This window comes from Arthrobacter sp. Z1-15, assembly GCF_054792395.1.
On sequence record NZ_CP096454.1, the window covers coordinates 642,544 to 657,506 of the forward strand.

The 14,963-nt window shown below is 67.6% G+C and carries 17 protein-coding genes; 11 read left to right on the plus strand and 6 right to left on the minus strand.

All coding sequences use genetic code 11. The features are described 5' to 3' along the window. Nucleotides 1-69 precede the first annotated feature (69 nt). From M1D40_RS03010 to M1D40_RS03040, 7 genes are all read left to right on the plus strand, one after another. Nucleotides 70-1,029, plus strand: a complete 960-nt coding sequence (locus M1D40_RS03010; RefSeq protein ID WP_341395484.1) for an ABC transporter permease — start codon at nt 70-72, stop codon at nt 1,027-1,029. A 3-nt stretch (nt 1,030-1,032) separates the two neighbouring features. Next, nucleotides 1,033-3,207, plus strand: coding sequence for a dipeptide/oligopeptide/nickel ABC transporter permease/ATP-binding protein (locus M1D40_RS03015; protein WP_461170150.1), 2,175 nt, complete (start codon nt 1,033-1,035; stop codon nt 3,205-3,207). Next, on the plus strand, nt 3,204-4,094 hold the full coding sequence (locus M1D40_RS03020; protein WP_461170151.1) for an ATP-binding cassette domain-containing protein: 891 nt from the start codon (nt 3,204-3,206) through the stop codon (nt 4,092-4,094). The genes M1D40_RS03015 and M1D40_RS03020 overlap by 4 nt, the downstream gene beginning before the upstream one ends. Nucleotides 4,095-4,146: 52 nt before the next feature. After that, nucleotides 4,147-5,079 carry a dihydrodipicolinate synthase family protein gene (locus M1D40_RS03025; protein ID WP_461170152.1) on the plus strand — a complete coding sequence of 311 codons (933 nt, stop codon included), beginning with the start codon at nt 4,147-4,149 and terminating at the stop codon, nt 5,077-5,079. A 2-nt stretch (nt 5,080-5,081) separates the two neighbouring features. Next, complete coding sequence (locus tag M1D40_RS03030) at nt 5,082-6,098, plus strand: ROK family protein (protein WP_461170153.1); 1,017 nt, start codon at nt 5,082-5,084, stop codon at nt 6,096-6,098. Continuing rightward, nucleotides 6,091-6,765, plus strand: a complete 675-nt coding sequence (locus tag M1D40_RS03035) for an N-acetylmannosamine-6-phosphate 2-epimerase (protein WP_461170154.1) — start codon at nt 6,091-6,093, stop codon at nt 6,763-6,765. The genes M1D40_RS03030 and M1D40_RS03035 overlap by 8 nt, the downstream gene beginning before the upstream one ends. Before the next feature lie 62 nt (nt 6,766-6,827). Beyond that, nucleotides 6,828-7,391, plus strand: coding sequence for a sugar O-acetyltransferase (locus tag M1D40_RS03040; RefSeq protein ID WP_461170155.1), 564 nt, complete (start codon nt 6,828-6,830; stop codon nt 7,389-7,391). 189 nt (nt 7,392-7,580) lie between these two features. On the opposite strand, the gene M1D40_RS03045 is transcribed toward M1D40_RS03040, so the two are convergent. Genes M1D40_RS03045 through M1D40_RS03060 form a run of 4 tightly spaced genes read right to left on the minus strand, consistent with a single transcriptional unit; the run spans nt 7,581 to nt 9,390 of the window. Continuing rightward, complete coding sequence (locus tag M1D40_RS03045; protein WP_461170156.1) at nt 7,581-8,000, minus strand: VOC family protein; 420 nt, start codon at nt 7,998-8,000, stop codon at nt 7,581-7,583. Between the two features lie 33 nt (nt 8,001-8,033). Then, nucleotides 8,034-8,522 (minus strand): SRPBCC family protein, encoded by a 489-nt coding sequence (locus M1D40_RS03050; RefSeq protein WP_461170157.1) that lies wholly within the window; start codon nt 8,520-8,522, stop codon nt 8,034-8,036. After that, nucleotides 8,519-9,028 (minus strand): SRPBCC family protein, encoded by a 510-nt coding sequence (locus M1D40_RS03055; RefSeq protein WP_461170158.1) that lies wholly within the window; start codon nt 9,026-9,028, stop codon nt 8,519-8,521. Before M1D40_RS03055 ends, M1D40_RS03050 begins: the two co-directional genes overlap by 4 nt. Then, the gene (locus M1D40_RS03060; protein WP_341395494.1) at nt 9,025-9,390 is read right to left on the minus strand and encodes an ArsR/SmtB family transcription factor; all 366 of its coding nucleotides are present in this window, start codon (nt 9,388-9,390) and stop codon (nt 9,025-9,027) included. Before M1D40_RS03060 ends, M1D40_RS03055 begins: the two co-directional genes overlap by 4 nt. A gap of 268 nt (nt 9,391-9,658) precedes the next feature. Between M1D40_RS03060 and M1D40_RS03065 the strand changes: the two genes are divergently transcribed. After that, nucleotides 9,659-9,952 carry a hypothetical protein gene (locus M1D40_RS03065; RefSeq protein ID WP_341395495.1) on the plus strand — a complete coding sequence of 98 codons (294 nt, stop codon included), beginning with the start codon at nt 9,659-9,661 and terminating at the stop codon, nt 9,950-9,952. On the opposite strand, the gene gluQRS is transcribed toward M1D40_RS03065, so the two are convergent. Together gluQRS and M1D40_RS03075 are read right to left on the minus strand one after the other, a co-directional pair. Then, nucleotides 9,915-10,865, minus strand: coding sequence for a tRNA glutamyl-Q(34) synthetase GluQRS (gene gluQRS / locus M1D40_RS03070; protein ID WP_461170159.1), 951 nt, complete (start codon nt 10,863-10,865; stop codon nt 9,915-9,917). The genes M1D40_RS03065 and gluQRS overlap by 38 nt on opposite strands. 104 nt (nt 10,866-10,969) lie before the next feature. Further along, entirely contained in the window at nt 10,970-11,395 is a 426-nt protein-coding gene (locus M1D40_RS03075; RefSeq protein WP_461170160.1) for a VOC family protein, read from the minus strand. Nucleotides 11,396-11,485: 90 nt separating this feature from the next. On the opposite strand from M1D40_RS03075, the gene M1D40_RS03080 reads away from it, so the two are divergent. The 3 genes from M1D40_RS03080 (at nt 11,486) to M1D40_RS03090 (ending at nt 14,686) form a co-directional block, all read left to right on the plus strand. After that, nucleotides 11,486-12,361 (plus strand): MBL fold metallo-hydrolase, encoded by an 876-nt coding sequence (locus tag M1D40_RS03080; RefSeq protein ID WP_461170161.1) that lies wholly within the window; start codon nt 11,486-11,488, stop codon nt 12,359-12,361. 124 nt (nt 12,362-12,485) lie between these two features. Next, a complete protein-coding gene (locus tag M1D40_RS03085; protein ID WP_461170162.1) occupies nt 12,486-12,854 on the plus strand; it encodes a DUF6507 family protein in 369 nt (122 codons plus the stop codon). Continuing rightward, nucleotides 12,851-14,686 (plus strand): alpha/beta hydrolase, encoded by a 1,836-nt coding sequence (locus M1D40_RS03090; RefSeq protein ID WP_341395499.1) that lies wholly within the window; start codon nt 12,851-12,853, stop codon nt 14,684-14,686. Before M1D40_RS03085 ends, M1D40_RS03090 begins: the two co-directional genes overlap by 4 nt. Nucleotides 14,687-14,963 lie beyond the last annotated feature (277 nt).

The window sequence follows — 14,963 nt, forward strand, 5'->3', positions numbered from 1 at the left end:
CGCAGGGACGTCCCCCCGCGAGCTCCGCGTCCGGCAGCCCGGCCCCGCACCACCTTGGAGAAATAAAACATGGCAACACTATTGCGCCTGCTGGGCCGCAGGCTGGCAGCACTGCCGTTCATGCTGCTGGGCGTGACCATCATGGTCTTTATCGTCCTGTCAGTCATCCCGGCAGACCGGGCCACCGCCGTCCTGGGCGAAAACGCCAGTGAAGAGGCCAAGGACGCCTTCCGCGAGGACCGCGGCCTGAACGACTCCCTGTTTGTCCAGTTCCTGCGGTATCTGGGCGGCGTGGTGCGGCTGGACTTCGGCTTCACCAACCCGCCGGAGGAGTCCGTGGCGTCCAAGATCGCGGCCGCGTTCCCGGTTACCCTGCAGCTGACCCTGCTCGGGATCCTGCTGGCCGTGTTCCTGGCCCTGGTGCTGGGCGTGACCAGCGCCCTGTACCGGGACCGCTGGCCGGACCAGGCCATCCGCGTCTTCTCCATCGCAGCGATCGCGACGCCGTCGTTCTGGCTGGCCATCCTGCTCATCCAGTGGTTTGCCCTGCCCGCCGGCTCCATCTTTCCCACCGGCGGCCTGGACTGGGCCGACCAGTACGGGTTTGTCGGCTGGCTGTACTCCATGGCGCTGCCTGCCCTGGCTCTGGGCCTGCCGGTCTCCGCGTCCCTCATCCGGGTGGTGCGCACCTCGATGGTGGAGGAGCTGGACCGCGACTATGTCCGCACCGCCATCGGCAACGGCGTGCCGTACCGGACCGTGGTGGCCCGGAACGTCCTGCGCAACGCCCTGGTCACGCCGGTGACCGTCCTGGGCCTGCGCATCGGCTACCTGCTCGGCGGCGCCGTGGTGATCGAGAAGATCTTCAACCTCAACGGCATGGGAGACCTGATCATCGTCGGGCTGAACACCTCGGACACCAACCTCGTCCAGGGCGCCGTGCTGACCATCGCCGTGGCCTTCGTCGTCGTGAACATCCTGGTGGATGTCCTCTACGTGCTCATCAATCCCCGGATCCGGACGGTATAACCCATGCGCAACGGACTCGCTGAACGGCTCGCCTCCTCCGGCGCCCGCTTCACCTCCCTCAACCTCAGCTCCAAACTCGCCCTGGGCTTCCTGGTCCTGGTGGCCTTCATCGCCGTCACCGGGCCCATGCTGGCCCCGTTCGGCGAAAACGAATCCAGTGCCCCGGTGCTTCCGCCCGGCGGCGAGTATCTGATGGGCACCGACGGCAACAGCTACGACGTCTTTTCCCGGCTGCTGTACGGCGCTCGGGTTTCCGCCGCCATCGGCCTCGGATCGGTACTTGTCGCCGTCGTCCTCGGTGCGACCCTGGGCGCCCTCGCAGCGACCTCGCGCAAGTGGGTGAATGAAGGCATCATGCGCGTCCTGGACATCATGATGGCGTTCCCCGGCATCGCCCTGGCCGCCGCCCTGCTCTTTGCCCTCAAGGACCATTCGGTGGCCCTCTTCGGCTCGACCGTTCCGGTCATCATTTTCGCCATTGCCATTGTCTACACGCCCCAGCTCGCCCGGGTGGTCCGCGCCAACGTCCTGGCCCAGTACGGCGAGGACTACGTGCGCGCCGAACGCGTCATCGGAGCCGGCCGCCTGTTCATCCTCACCAAGCACGTGGTCCGCAACACCGCAGCCCCCGTACTTGTTTTCGCCACCGTCATGGTGGCCGATGCGATCATCCTTGAAGCCTCCTTGTCCTTCCTCGGCGCCGGCGTCCAGCCGCCGTCGGCGTCCTGGGGCAACGTGATGGCGGACGGCCGCAACGTGGTCTTCAGCGGTGCCTGGTGGCCGACGACGTTTGGCGGCATCGCCATTCTGCTCACCGTCCTGGCGCTGAACATCCTCGCCGAAGGCCTCACCGACGCGATGGTGAACCCGCGGCCCCGCCGTGCGGCACCGGTGAAGGACGCACCGGTGAAGGACGCGGCGGTGAAGGACGCCGCGGTTGCCGTTCCCGCTCCGGCCGCTGCCGGCGTCGTCGCACCCGCCGGCGTCGTCGCTCCTGCCGCCGCCGAGGGTGTGGTGGTGGAACCCAATGCCACCGTCCTCAGCGACGCCGCCGACGTCGGAACCCGGATCAACCAGCCCGGGTCCCTGGCCGCGCTGGCGCAGGAACTGAACCTGCTGGCCGAAGTGGAAAAGCGCCGCACCGACCGGCTGCCCGCCGTTTCCGCCGACGCGCCGGTCATCCTCGAAGTCCGCGACCTGTCCATCCGCTTCCCGGGCCGCTACGGCGACACCGCCATTGTGGACCGCGTCAGTTTCACCGTCTGCGAGGGCGAAACCATGGGACTGGTGGGGGAGTCCGGCTGCGGAAAGTCGATCACCTCACTGGCCATCATGGGACTGCTGCCGCCCACAGCGGTGCTCTCCGGTTCCATCACCTTCAACGGGAAGGAACTGCTGACCAATGACAAGCGCGAGCGCGACCAGCGCTACCGCGGACTGCGCGGCGAGCAGATCGCCATGGTCTACCAGGACGCGCTGAGCTCGCTGAATCCGTCCATGCTGATCAAGGACCAGCTGCTGCAGCTGACCCGGCGCAACGGCCGCAAGTCCCCGCGCGAGCTGCTGGAACTGGTCAAGCTGGACCCGGAGCGGACGCTGAAGAGCTACCCGCATGAACTCTCCGGCGGACAGCGCCAGCGCGTCCTCGTTGCCATGGCCCTGTCCCGTTCACCGAAGATCATCGTGGCGGACGAGCCCACCACCGCTCTGGACGTCACCGTCCAGAAACAGGTGGTGGACCTGCTCAACGAGCTGCGCGAGGAACTTGGCTTTGCCATGGTCTTCGTCAGCCACGACCTGGCCCTGGTGGCGTCCCTGGCACACCGGATCACGGTGATGTACGCGGGGCAGGTGGTGGAATCCGCGGATTCCTCCGAGCTGATGCGCAACCCGCACCACGAATACACCCGGGGCCTGCTGGGCGCCGTGCTGTCGATCGAATCCGACGCCGACCGCCTGCACCAGATCCAGGGCACCGTCCCGTCGCCGCGCGAGTTCGCTGCCGGAGACCGCTTTGCCGAACGGTCCCTGCGCCCGGACGCCGATCCGGACCAGGTTCTCTCCTTTGTCCGGGTGGGCGAGGGCGAGCATTACTGGGCCAGCCACCTGACCGAGAGCCACAACGACGACGGCGCCGCCCTGGCCGCCGCCGGTACCAGTGCCGAAGGACAAGCATGAGCACCGATTCCCTGAGAACAGATTCCACGGGCACAGATTCCACGGGCGCCGTTTCCACGGGTGCCGGTTCCACGGGCGCAGAGACGGCCGCCGGGAACACCCCGGTCCTGGAACTGCGCGGACTCAAGGTCCACCACCGCACCCGGACCGGATCGATTTTCCGGCCTAACATCGTCAAGGCGGTGGACGGCGTGGACTTCACCGTCCGCCGCGGGGAAACCGTGGGCGTGGTGGGGGAATCCGGCTGCGGCAAGTCCACGCTGGCCTCCGTGCTGGTGGGGCTGCAGGAACCCACCGCCGGGCAGGTGCTGTTCCACGGCAAGCCGATCAGCACGCGCCGGGCCTCGGACCGGAAGCGCTTCGGCCAGGACGTCGCCGTCGTTTTCCAGGACCCGTCCACCGCACTGAATCCGCGGATGACCATCCAGGACATCCTCACCGATCCGCTGCAGGTCCACGGCATCGGCGACGCGCGGTCGCGGGCCGCGAAGGTCAAGGACCTGCTGGCGTTGGTGGGCCTGCCCTACACCGCCGCCGAAGTTACCCCGCACCAGGTGTCCGGCGGGCAGCGCCAGCGCGTGGCCATTGCCCGGGCCCTGGCCCTGGACCCGGCGGTCATCGTGGCCGATGAACCGACCTCGGCCCTGGACGTTTCCGTCCGGGCCCAGGTGCTGAACCTGCTGGCAGACCTGAAGAGGGAACTGAACCTGGGCATGGTGTTCATTTCGCACGATATCCAGACCGTCCGCTACGTCTCCGACCGGATCTGCGTCATGTACTACGGCCGGATCGTCGAAGAAGGACCGGCCGAAGGCATCTTCGCGAACCCCCGCGACGAGTACACCCGCAAGCTCCTGGGCGCCGCGCCCAGCCTGCTGCACCCCTGATTTTTCACCCCGTTCCACCGCACCAACCATTACCAGCACTTTGGAGATATCCGTGGCCTCTCAGCCCATCCGCCGGTTCACCGGCGTCATCCCGCCCGTCGTCACCCCGCGTGCCGCTGACGGCAGCATCGACACCCATTCCCTGACCCGGGTCACCAAGCACCTGCTCGAGGGAGGCGTGCACGGCCTGTTTGTCCTGGGCTCCTCCGCCGAAGTGCCGTACCTGACCAACGACGAGCGCGACCTGGTGGTCAGCACCATTGCCGGCGTCAATGCCGGTGAGGTTCCGCTGATCGTGGGCGCTTCCGAGCAGACCACCAACCGCGTCATTGAAGAAGGCCGGAAAATGGTGGGCCTGGGCGCCGACGCGCTTGTGGTCACGTCCCCGTTTTACGCACTGACCAGCGCGCAGGAAACCGACACCCACTTCCGCAGCATCCACGCTGCGCTCGACGTGCCGCTCTTCGCCTACGACGTGCCCGTGCGCACCAACTACAAGCTGCCGCTGGACCTGCTCATCCAGCTGGGCCGGGACCAGGTGATTGCCGGCGTCAAGGATTCCTCCGGCGACGACGTGTCCTTCCGCCAGCTTGTCCTCGCCGCACGCTCGATCGACAACTTCTCCATCTTTACCGGCCATGAAGTAGTGGTGGACGGCGCCCTGCTCGGTGGCGCCGACGGCGTCGTGCCCGGCCTGGGCAACGTGGACCCGGCCGGTTACCGCCGGCTGTACGACGCCGCTGCCGGCGGCAACTTTGCTGCCGCCGCAGCCGAACAGGACCGTCTGGCGGACGTCTTCACCATTGTCTACACGCCCACCCCGGGCCGCGTTTCCGGCGGAGCTGCCGGGCTGGGCGCCTTCAAGACCGCACTCATGCTGATGGGCGTCATCGACACCAACATCATGTCCGCACCGATGGTGAACCTGAACGACGCGGAAACAGCCGCCATCCGGACCATCCTTGAGCGCAACGGCCTGATCTAGCCATGCCTGCGGCCAAACTGATGCCTCCGGCCCGGCGCTGCGTCATCGGGGTGGATCTGGGCGGCACCAAAACGGCCGCCGGCATTGTCGACGCCGGCGGCACACTGCACGCCGTCGAGTCCCGCCCCACCCCGGCCACCGCCGGAGCGGCGGCGATCCTGGCCACCGCCGTCGGGCTCGTCACCATGTTGCTGGCCCGGGCCCGGGCCTTGGGGCTGGAGCCGGCGGCAGTGGGCATCGGTTCGGCCGGTGTCATCGACACCCGGGAGGGGTCGGTGGTTTCGGCCACCGATTCCCTCACCGGCTGGGCCGGCACTCCGCTGGCGGTGCACCTGGCCCATCACTCCGCTCTGCCCGCCTACGCGGTCAACGACGTGCACGCCCACAACCTGGGCGAGCACTGGCTCGGCGCCTCTGCCGGCGTGGACTCCAGCCTGCTCGTGGCGGTGGGCACCGGCGTCGGCGGCTCCCTGATTCTGGCGGGCGAACCGCATCTGGGTGCGCGGGCAGTGGCCGGGCACGTGGGGCATCTGGCCTCGCCCTACGCGCACGACGACGGCGGCCGGGCGCTGCCGTGCAGCTGCGGCCGGGCCGGGCACATGGAAGCGATTGCCTCCGGACCCTCCATCCTTAACCTGTACCGACGGCTGGCCGGTGAGGCCGCTTCCGGCGCCGGGTCAGCCCGAGAGGTTGCTGCCCGCGCCGCCGCCGGTGATTCTGCCGCCGTCCGGGCCTTCACACTCGGTGCAGCAGCCGCCGGACAAGCCGTGGGCGGTCTCGCCAACGTGCTGGATCCATCCGTCGTGGTGATCGGTGGCGGCGTGGCCGAGGCCGGTGATCTGTGGTGGGCCCCGTTCCGGGCGGCGCTGCGGGCCGAGCTGATGGACCCGCTGGACGGACTGCCCGTGGTTCCGGCTGCCCTCGGCACCAACGCCGCACTGGTGGGAGCCGCCAAACTTGCCTTTGACCGCCTTGCTTCTGCCCCGACCGCACCACCTCTGGAGGACTCCCATGCTTGACCTCACCACCCTGCAGTCCCGGCTGATCGTTTCCTGCCAGGCGTATCCGGGGGAGCCGCTGCGCGATCCGCGGACCATGGCGCAGATGGCGCAGGCCGCCGTCAACGGCGGGGCTGCAGCTGTCCGGATCCAGGGCATCCGGGACCTGGAGCAGACCCGGGCCGCCGTGGACGTGCCGATGATCGGGCTGTGGAAAGACGGCGCCGACGGCGTGTTCATCACTCCCACGCTCGAGCATGCGCTGGCCTGCGCTGCGGCGGGTTCGGACATTGTCGCCATTGACGGAACCCGCCGGCCCCGGCCGGACGGACGCAGCCTCGCCGATACAATCGCCGCCCTGCATGAGCAGACCGGGGTGCTGGTGATGGCTGACTGCGGATCGGCTGCCGATGCGAAGGCCGCCGCCGACGCCGGAGCGGACCTGATCGGCACCACCCTCGCCGGCTACACCGGTGAACGGGACAAAACCGACGGCCCCGACCTGGAACTGATCGCCGAGATTGCGGCCCTGGACCTGGGCGTGCCGCTGATCGCCGAGGGCCGGATCCATACCCCGGCGCAGGCGCGCGCCTGCCTGGAGGCGGGGGCGTTCGCCGTCGTCGTCGGGACCGCCATCACGCATCCGACCACGATTACCGGGTGGTTTGCCGGCGCGCTGCAGGGTTAGGGTGCTGCGGGGGTCGGTGCTGCACGGCTAAAGTCCGAGGAACAGCTGATCGAAAGGACACCATGGACCTCGAGGACCTTCTCACGGCACTGAACGACGGCCGGACCATCACCGGAGGTTCCCCGCTGCACGCGGCGATGCACCGGGTCAGCCAGGAGGCGCTGCGCATCACGGGCGAGCTGAACAGCGGGTACCAGGAACCGGCGCGGGTCCGGGAACTGCTGGCGCAGCTGACCGGCAGGGACATCGACGAAACCGTGACTGTGTTTCCGCCGTTCTCCTCGGACTTCGGAAAGAACACCACCATCGGCAAACGCGTCTTCATCAATGCCGGATGCAAGTTCCAGGACCAGGGCGGGGTGGTCATCGGGGACGACTGCCTCATCGGCCACAACACCGTGCTGGCCACGCTCAACCACGATCTCGACCCCGACCGCCGCACTGACATGCATCCGGCGCCCATCGTCATCGGACGCAACGTGTGGATCGGGTCCAACGCGACGGTGCTGCCCGGAGTGTCGATAGGTGAGAACGCCGTCATTGCTGCCGCTTCCGTGGTGACCAGGGACGTGCCGGCGAACTCGGTGGTGGTCGGTTCGCCGGCACGGGTGGTGCGCACGCTTTAGCCGGGGCGGCCCGGTTCCCTGGCGGCCCGGTTCCCTGTTGGTAGTGTTCCCTGTTGGTAGTACAGATAACGGGGTCAAGATCGGACTTTACGCCCCTTATCTGTACTAGCGACCCTGGGGAAAGCGGACTTCGGGAAAGGGACTCCGGGAAAGCGGACTCCGGGAAAGCCGGACCGGCCGTGCCGCCCCTCAGGGTTCCGAAGTGCTGCGGGGGATCAGCGGCTGCTCGGCCCGGATCTTCATTTCCTGAACGGCCCAGCTGTTGCCGTCCGGATCCGAGAAACCGAAGAACGTTCCGCCGTCGCGCGGGTCAATGACGGTCACTTCACTGGCTTCCACGCCGCGGCCAACCAGCTCCTCACGGGCCGCCCGCGCGTCGGAGACCACCAGCTGCAAACCGCTCATCGATCCGGGCTCCATCTGCTGCTGGGACGGCAGGTTGCCGATCACGATGGAACAGCCCGATCCCGGCGGTGTCAGCTGAGCGAAATCCATATCCCCGTTGACGGTGCGGTGATCCAGATTGAATCCAATCCGGTCCCGGTAAAAGGTGACGGCCCGGTCCAAGTCGCTGACCGGCAAAACCACCACCTCCAAGGTCCAGTCCATGAGTGCTCCTACCTTCTGCTCGCGGTTATACGGTCACGTCCCGGCCAGGCTGCGGCCCAAAACTTCGTCAAGCTGGTCATAGCCCTCGGACATACCGGTTTCCATGCCTTCGGCAGCGAAACCGTCCCGGGCTTCCAGCGTGGGAAACACCGAGCGGCCGGCGAGTTTGCTCCTGCCGCCGGGAAGCTCCGTGAACGTAGCGTATTCGAGCGTCACCGCGTCCGGATACCCTTCGTATTCGAAGGTCTGGAGCAGGAATTCATTCTCGCGGACGGAATGGAACACCCCGCGGAAGGCGTACTCGGCGCCGTCGTCCCCTGCCTGCACAAAGCGGTAGGCACCGCCCGGACGAGGCTCAAAAACGTCGATGCTGGTGCTCAGCCCGCGCGGACCGATCCACTGCGCGTAGAGTTCCGGATCCACGTGGGCGCGGAATACCTCGTGCACGGGAAAATCAAACTCCCGTTCGTACTCCACGAAGGGCGTTCCCTCCGGGGCATTAACAGTCAGCGGATTGCTCACGGTGCACCTTCTCCCTGCAGCGCGCCTTCCTGGAGCTGGGCGAGCAGCTCGTCGAGCCGGTCGAAGCCCTCGGCCACGCCGCCTTCCATGCCGGATGCAGCCATGCCGTCGCGGGCCTCCATGGAGGGGTAAACGGAATGGGCGCTGATGCGGGTGCGGCCGCCGTCGAGCTGTTCCAGCGTCATGAACTCGATGCTCACGACGTCGGGATAACCGGAAAACTCGAAGGTCTGGACGGCAAATTCGTTCTCCCGCACCGTGTGGAAGATGCCGCTGAACGTGTACGGCACGCCGTCCGGACCGGTGTGGATGTAGCGGTAGGAACCGCCGGTGCGGAAGTCATAGTGTTCGATCTCCATTTTCATGCCCCGCGGACCGAGCCACTGAACAATGAGATCCGGGTCCTCATAGGCGCGGAAGACCTGAGAAACCGGATAGTCCACCTCGCGGGAAAAGTTGATGAAGGGAAGTCCGTCAGGGACGTTGAGCTCCAGAGCGTTGGTCATGATGGATCCTTTGCCTGGCGGCCGCCGGGAGCGGCCTGGCTGCGAAGCACGGCATCAAGGCCGCGGAACTGCTCCTCGCGGACCAGCCGGTACTGGCCAATCCATGCGGTGAGCGCCTCCAACCGTGCGGGGTTCAGATGGACGGGCCGGCGCTGGGCGTCACGGCTTCTCGTGACAAGCTGTGCCTGCTCAAGGACCTGAATGTGCTTCGAGACGGCCTGCTTGGACATCTCGAAGGGTTCCGCCAATTCGTTGACCGTTGCAGGGCCCCGGGACAGCCGGGCAATAATCTGGCGGCGGGCCGGATCGGCCAGAGCCAGGAAGGCCCTGTCCAGAAGAGGGTCGTCGCCGTTGGATTTCATGTAGTCGGTCAGCTTCTGTCGTTGTAATCAAGGTGCTGGTTGTTCAACCTTCCGGTTGATTACGAAGCTACGCGCGTTGCCCGGGAGAGGTCAAGGGTGGCGGGTGAAGTCTTTTCGGGCTGCTGCTTAGCTCGTTCAAGCGGTCCTGCCGGGGTGCGGTATTCCCAGCCGCAGCGGCGGCCCGGAGAATGGAACGAGCAAGCTACGCGCTTAGTCGAGGAGCCCCGGCCCCGGTTGCGGGTGCCGGCGGCTCCGGTTGGGATCAGCAATGACCAGTTCGGTTACACCTTCACATCCGCGCGGCGAACCCGCCTTTCACTGGGGCAGTTTCGTTTTCGGGCTCATCATGCTGCTTCTGGTCATCGCCCAGGGTGTCGCGTCCGGCCTGCCCGGATACGTGGGAATGGCCGGACTGATCCTGCTGCTGACCGGACTCTATGCTTTCTTCACGAAACGGCCGTCCTGGCTCTGGCTGCACCACCGCCGCGATGCAGCCATTGTCGGCGTTATCGGCCTGGCGGCCTTCATCCTGGCGCTGGGGATACACCTGGGACGCGTGTAGCCGGGAACGGTGCTTCAAAAACCCACGGCTCGCGGGGCAGCCGCGCCACGGAGAAGGCGGCGAGCGCGTCGTCGAGCGGGCCGGGCGGCAAACCCAGCGAGGCCAGGATCAGGTTCCGCACACCGTCTGCATCCATGCCGGCGCCGGCGAGCGCGCCGAGGGTGATGGCGCCGTCGCGCTTGGCCAGCCGCCGGCCGCGCGGATTGAGGACCAGGGGAACATGGACGTACTCCACCGGCGGCAGGCCCAGCAGCGAGGCCAAGTAGGCCTGTCTCGGTGTGGAACTGAGCAGGTCCCCGCCGCGGACCACCTGGTTGATGCCCTGGGCGGCGTCGTCGATAACCACCGCGAGGTTGTAGGGCGGAACGCCGTCATTGCGCAGGAGCACCAGGTCATCCACCGGTCCGGTAAAGCTGCCGTGCAGCACGTCGGTTACCGTGAACTCGCCGACCCCGCTGCGCAGGCGCAGTGCGGCGGGACGCAGCTGCCGCCGTCGCGCACGTTCGTCCTCGCTGAGGTGGCGGCAGGTTCCGGGATAGGCGCCGGGCGGGGCATGGGGAGCGCGCGGTGCGTCCGCGATTTCGCTGCGCGTGCAGAAGCACTCGTACACCAGGCCCTGCTCCGCCAGCCGGCCGATGGCCTGCAGATAGATATCCGTGCGCTCTGACTGCCGCACCGGGACGGCATCCCAAGTGAGCCCGACAGCGGTGAGGTCACGCAGCTGCCCTGCCTCGGTCCGCGAGCGCTCGGGATCCAGGTCTTCCACCCGGAGCAGGAAGCTCCGCCCGGTGGACCGGGCAAACAGCCAGGCAAGAATGGCTGTCCGGAGGTTGCCGACGTGCAGATCTCCGGTTGGGCTCGGGGCGAAACGGCCCGCACCTGCGGTCTCGGAGGCGGCGGGGGATCGGAGCACCCCTCCAGCTTACAAAACCCCGGCTTGCCGCACCGCTCAATCCAGGTGAAGGTCCAGGTCCAGGGCGTGGTTAGGGGACGGCCCGCAGCAGGCAGGTGAGGAAATCAGTCCAGTTCCTCGAATAGGGTCAGCTGCAGGCCCTCGGGACCATTGAGCCGGGAATTCAGCGACCGCCACGGGGTTTCCCGGGGATCGGCCACCAGCTCCGCGCCGCCATCGACCGCTGCCCGCGTCGCCCGCCGCGCGTCGTCGACTTCGAAGGCCACCCGCAGCTTCAGGCTGGGCCGCCCGTCGGCCTCAACCCCGTCGATCAGGCGCACCTGCGCCGGATTGGAGATCTCCAGCGTGGCACGGCCAGCGTCCAGAATGGTGACTTCGGCGCCGTCGCCGCCGGAGTAGGCCTCCTGCTCAGGGAGGCCGAGGGTGTCGCGGTAAAAGGCGAGGGCGGCCTCATAATCGTCGGCGGCAATCACCAGGCGCAGCTGGCGGACGGGCGGCAGCGGTTCGGAAACAGTGTCAGAGGTGTCCATGCCGGCACAACCTCCGGCTGGAGCGCGGCATTCCCGGGGATTGCGGTACGGCAGCGGGCGGACTATATCTCTGTAGAGGAGGTACAGGGGATGCGAGTTCGCGGCGGCACACCAAAGTACGGCGGCACACCCAAATACGCAGTGACGGAACCGGCAGCGGGTGTCTCCTTCGTGGAGGGGCCGGCCTCAAACTGGATCATCCTGCGCTCCGGGGACGCATTTACGCTGATCGACGGCGGGTATCCGGGGGATCTGCCGCTGGTCCTGGACTCAATCCGCGACACCGGACTTGACCCCGCGGATGCGGCGGCCGTGCTGGTCACCCACGCCCACGTGGACCACGCGGGAACGGCGGGCTACTTCGCTGCCGCCTACGGGCATCCCGTCCTGTGCAGTGCGCCCGAACATCCCTACGTGCTGGGGCAGGACCGGGAACAGGTCTCCGCGGCGCAGATCCTGGGCCGGATCTGGCAGCCGTCCGTGCTGCACTGGACCTGGCATGTGCTGGTTGCCGGCGGTGCGGGACGGGTGGCGGTGCCCACCGCAGCACCCTGGAACGACGACGAACTGGCGGCCCTGCCCGGCTCGCCCGTGGCGGTGCCCACCCCCGGCCATACGCCCGGCCATACGGCGTTCTATCTGCCCGCGGCCCATGCGGTTGCCACGGGCGATGCGCTGGTGACGGGCCACGCGCTCAGCCGGCACCGGGGGCCGCAGATGCTCGATTCCATGTTCCACAGCGACGACGACGGCGCCCGGCGCTCGCTGGGCCAGCTCGGCAAGCTGGACGCTTCGCTGCTGCTGCCGGGGCACGGGCCCGCCGTACGGGTGGGAGTGCGGCAGGCCGTGGGAACGGTTCGCTCGCGTGCCGCTGTCCGAAAGCGCCGGCTTGTGGCCCCGGGAGCCATCGGCGGGTTCGCCGAGCCGACCTACGGGCGTTATGTACCGGACAACACCGACGGATAGCGGGCATTTTCCTCCACCTCCCGGATCAGCGCTGATCGGATCCCGGGCCCTTCCACAGCTGATACCCTGTTCCTCCGCGGCACAGCCGTGGCCCGTAACGTTCCTCGAATTCAAGGAGGAACACATGGAAATGGATATTCAGGTGGCATCGGTGCAGGCTCTGCTGCGCGACACCCGGCACGACCTCGATGAGCTGGAGAGGGCCAGGAGACTGCTGTCAGAGCAGGATCATGCACTTCAGGACGCGCTGGGCGTCTGCACCGAGATCGCCGAAGCCGCCGGACGCATCTGCACCGGGGTGCTGGGCCGGGACATGGCGGCCATCATGACCCGGTGCAACAACGCGGTGCAGGGCGTCACCCAAGCCGTAACGGAATACCTGCAGGGTGACGAGCAGATGGTCCGTGACACCCAGCGCCTGGCCGCCTCCCTGCCGCCGAACTACCGCATGCCGCGGTACGGCGGCCCCCTGGACCTGAGGCCAGTGGAATGACGGACCACCTCCACATCGAGCTGACCGAGCTTCGGATACTGCCCGACGGCGAACCGATCCAGGCCCTGGCAGGGGAAGTCCGTGACGGAGCCGCGGCCTTCGAAGAAGCCGTCGAATCGGCCGGCGCCAAATGGCAGGGGCTCGGGGGCATCTATTCCGCACCGGAGCAGGGCCTTGTTCTTCAGGCGTTTGACGCTCCGCTGGCCCACACCCGGGAATACGTGGAAACCAACGGTGAGTTTGGTTCGGTCCTTGACCGCTTTGGCCACGAACTGACCAGCATCGAAGCGCAGCGGCGGGCACTGGAATCCGACATCGAAACCGCCTCCCTGCGGCTGGAAGGGGAGTTGGAGGACATGGGGAGGGAGGGCGCGTCGCGGGGTGCCCAAGACGCAGTCCGGGAGGCCGTGGCGGAACCGCTCCGGGCCCGGGCTGCGGCGCTGTTTGCGCGCTTCGACCAGGCACACCGCGACTGCCTGCGAGCCTTGGCCAGGATTTCCCGTTCCGCCCCGGACGCGGTTGCCACCTTTCCGTCGGACCGAATGGATCTGTCATCCGCCCTGCGCGGCGACATGGAAGCGGCCTTTGCCAACGCGGCGGCCCCGGATGCCACGCCCGAAGACATTAGGGCGCTGTACGCGCAGCTGTCCCTGCTGAGTCCGGAGCTGCTGGCCGAGCTGGGCCGGAAACCGGATGCCCGGCTGTTTCTGGCCGGCATGAGCCCGCACGAAGAAATCAACTTCTGGGCGAAACTGAACGGGCCCCAGCAGGCTGCCCTGGCAGCTGCCCTCCCCGCACTGGTGGGAAACCTGGAAGGAGCCCCGTACAAGGTCCGCGACTCCGCCAACCGCAGGGTCCTGGCCGCGGTTCACCGGGACCTGGTCCGGAATCCGGGCCGGGCGGCGGCAGGCGGGGGCGCGGAAAACGACCCCGAAAGGCAACTGGAGCGGCTCCGGCAGTCCGAACGCAGACGGGCGGTGACCGCTCTGCTCGCGGCGCTGGACTCCCCGGGACCGGAAACCCGGCAGCTGATTTCCTTCGACCCCGGCACCACTGTTCCCCTGGCCGCCGTCAGTGTGGGGGAGGGGCTGGACACTGCCGCCGGCATTTCCTTTCTGGTGCCGGGCATGAATACCTCCGCGAAGAGTGCACCTGCGCTCGCGGACAGTGCGCAGTCCCTCGCCCGGGAACAAAGCAGGACCGGCATCCACGGCCCATCCACGGCAGTGGTGGCGTACATGGGTTATGAACCGCCCACTGAAGCCACCGTGGGCGGCATGGCCAGCGCGGAAAAGGGGGCTCCGGCCTTGGCCGCGGCACTGGACGGCTTGTACCTGGCCCGCTCTGCCGGGGAGGGCCCGCCTCCGGACGTCCACGTGGTGGCCCATTCCTACGGAACCACCATGGCAACCCTGGCGCTGGACCAGACCCAGTACCGCGTCACCTCCGCGGTGCTGCTTGCTTCCGCCGGAGTCCAGCCGGCTTCCGCCCAGGACCTTAACGTGGATCTGGCCACCGACGGCGCGGCCGATGTCTATGTCACGCTGGCGTCCGAGGACCGGTTCGCCGAAGCGGGGACCGCAGTCAGCAAAGTCGTTGCCGTGGTGACGCTCAACCCCGGCGCCGCCCGAGTGAGTCCGGTGGAGGAGTCCTGGGGCGCAAGGATTTTCAGTTCGGATGAGGTCACCGCCGCCGGGCGGTCCTTTGAGCCGGTTGCAGGCCACGGACTCAGCAGCTATTTGGCGCAGGAGAGCTTCAGCATGTACTTCACCGCCCTCGTGACTGCCGGACGGGAGACTGAAGCACTGGCTCTGATCGCCCGCAGCGGTTGAAGGACAGTCCCGGAACCGTCCGGGCTCCAAACGGTTGCTTCTTCACGCGGGCCCGGGCGCGCCATACACTGGCCGCGTCAGTGGAGAACCTCCCACGAATCGGAGGAGCACATGCGCGACGGAACATCCCCCGGCGAAGCCGACCCGCACGGATCCAACCTTCCGTCCGGCGCGTCAGGACCGGGTGCCGCAGGTTCAAGTGCCGCGGGACCAAGTGCCGCAGGTTCGAACGCGGCAGGCAGGCGGCGCGGCGGCAAGCCGCGGCGCAGACCGGACG

Bases quoted from the DNA above. Each gene is read 5' to 3' on its own strand.
- M1D40_RS03085 (WP_461170162.1), top strand. From the start codon at position 12,486: ATGGAAATGGATATTCAGGTGGCATCGGTGCAGGCTCTGCTGCGCGAC.
- M1D40_RS03060 (WP_341395494.1), bottom strand. From the start codon at position 9,390: ATGAAATCCAACGGCGACGACCCTCTTCTGGACAGGGCCTTCCTGGCT.
- M1D40_RS03030 (WP_461170153.1), top strand. From the start codon at position 5,082: ATGCCTGCGGCCAAACTGATGCCTCCGGCCCGGCGCTGCGTCATCGGG.
- M1D40_RS03075 (WP_461170160.1), bottom strand. From the start codon at position 11,395: ATGGACACCTCTGACACTGTTTCCGAACCGCTGCCGCCCGTCCGCCAG.
- M1D40_RS03090 (WP_341395499.1), top strand. From the start codon at position 12,851: ATGACGGACCACCTCCACATCGAGCTGACCGAGCTTCGGATACTGCCC.
- M1D40_RS03080 (WP_461170161.1), top strand. From the start codon at position 11,486: ATGCGAGTTCGCGGCGGCACACCAAAGTACGGCGGCACACCCAAATAC.
- M1D40_RS03040 (WP_461170155.1), top strand. From the start codon at position 6,828: ATGGACCTCGAGGACCTTCTCACGGCACTGAACGACGGCCGGACCATC.
- M1D40_RS03035 (WP_461170154.1), top strand. From the start codon at position 6,091: ATGCTTGACCTCACCACCCTGCAGTCCCGGCTGATCGTTTCCTGCCAG.
- M1D40_RS03020 (WP_461170151.1), top strand. From the start codon at position 3,204: ATGAGCACCGATTCCCTGAGAACAGATTCCACGGGCACAGATTCCACG.
- M1D40_RS03045 (WP_461170156.1), bottom strand. From the start codon at position 8,000: ATGGACTGGACCTTGGAGGTGGTGGTTTTGCCGGTCAGCGACTTGGAC.
- M1D40_RS03065 (WP_341395495.1), top strand. From the start codon at position 9,659: ATGACCAGTTCGGTTACACCTTCACATCCGCGCGGCGAACCCGCCTTT.
- M1D40_RS03055 (WP_461170158.1), bottom strand. From the start codon at position 9,028: ATGACCAACGCTCTGGAGCTCAACGTCCCTGACGGACTTCCCTTCATC.
- M1D40_RS03010 (WP_341395484.1), top strand. From the start codon at position 70: ATGGCAACACTATTGCGCCTGCTGGGCCGCAGGCTGGCAGCACTGCCG.
- M1D40_RS03015 (WP_461170150.1), top strand. From the start codon at position 1,033: ATGCGCAACGGACTCGCTGAACGGCTCGCCTCCTCCGGCGCCCGCTTC.